Source organism: uncultured Amaricoccus sp., assembly GCF_937858865.1.
Classification (GTDB): Bacteria; Pseudomonadota; Alphaproteobacteria; order Rhodobacterales; family Rhodobacteraceae; genus Amaricoccus.
The window spans coordinates 1-1,266 of record NZ_CALLYO010000189.1; the positions used below are offsets into that span (position 1 = coordinate 1).

Consider the following 1,266-nt stretch of genomic DNA (forward strand, 5'->3'; position numbering starts at 1 on the left):
AGCAGCGCCGCGGCGCGGAGCGGAAAGAGGCCGGCGGCGGCGCGCTCGGGGCGGGAGAGCGTCTCGTCGACCGCCTCGAGGAAGGCGGCGTCGTCCCAGCCGTCCGGGGCGAGGGTCTTGCGCAGGACGGACCGGGTGGCGAGGAGCCCGAAGAGCTCGCCGGTCATGTAGCTCGCGAAGGAGACGACCAGGCCGTCGGAGAGGTGGACCCATTTGGTGTGGGTGCCGGGCAGGCAGGCGACGCCGTCGAAGCCGGGCCCACCGGCATCGGGGGAGGCGAGGAGCCCGGCGAGCTGGGTCTCCTCGCCGCGCATGACATCGGCCGGCCGGTCCTGGCGGAGGCCGGGGAGGATGCGGACGGAGAGGCGCGGGTCGCGCGTGGGCGGCCTGGCGAAGGCGGCGGGGCCGGGCGGGCAGGGGACGGCGGCATAGGGCGCCTCGGCCCAGCCGCCGCGGGCGCCGGCCATGCCGCAGACGAGGACGTCGGTGCGCTGGCCCTCGGCGAGCCAGGGGGAGACGAGGGCGAGGAGGGCGGGCTCGAAGGCCTCGGGCTCGAGTGCGACGGCGCCGGTCGGGGCGGCGGCTTCGGCGAGGACGGTCTCGCCGCGCATCGCCCAGGCGCGCAGGTTGGAGCTGCCCCAGTCGACGGCGATCCAGTCGGCGGCGGGGGGAGCGGGGCTGGCCATGGCGCGGCAAGGAGGGCATGCGGCGCTTCGCGGAGTCAAGGCCGCGAGGTGCTGGCGCGGGGCGGGGCATTCGCGCTAGCTCTCGGGCGAGGGAGGAGCGCATGGCCTATTACCTGACCGCCGATGGCGGCACCGAGAGCCTGAGGGCGCGGATCTACGACCTCGAGGGCCGGTGCCTCGGGCAGAGGGCGGTGCCCTACGAGACGCGCTTCGCGCCGGGGGCGCGGGCCGAGCAGGATCCGGAGGACTGGTGGCGGGCGCTGGTCGCGGCCACCGCCGGCGCCATCGCCGAGGCGGGGGTGCCGGCGGCGGAGATCGAGGCGATGTGCTATGCGACGACCTGCTGCACGGTGGTCGCGCTCGACGGCGCGGGGCGGGCGCTGCGGCCGGCGCTGCTGTGGATGGACGTGCGCGCCCATGCCGAGGCGGACGCGGTGCTCGCCACCGGCGATCCGGCCCTGAAGGTGAACGGGGCGGGGCAGGGGCCGGTCTCGGCTGAGTGGATGATCCCCAAGGCGCTCTGGCTGAAGCGCAACGAGCCCGAGGTCTTTGCGGCGGCGGCGACGATCTGCGAGTATCA

Annotated in this window: 2 protein-coding genes; one reads left to right on the forward strand and one right to left on the reverse strand. The window is 76.1% G+C overall.

The features are described from left to right. Positions 1–686, reverse strand: a 686-nt coding sequence (locus Q0112_RS05180; protein ID WP_297972365.1) for a 2-dehydro-3-deoxygalactonokinase, incomplete at its 3' end; no start/stop codon positions are given. Between the two features lie 101 nt (positions 687–787). Between Q0112_RS05180 and Q0112_RS05185 the strand changes: the two genes are divergently transcribed. Further along, on the forward strand, positions 788–1,266 hold a 479-nt coding region (locus tag Q0112_RS05185), incomplete at its 3' end, for an FGGY family carbohydrate kinase (RefSeq protein ID WP_297972368.1).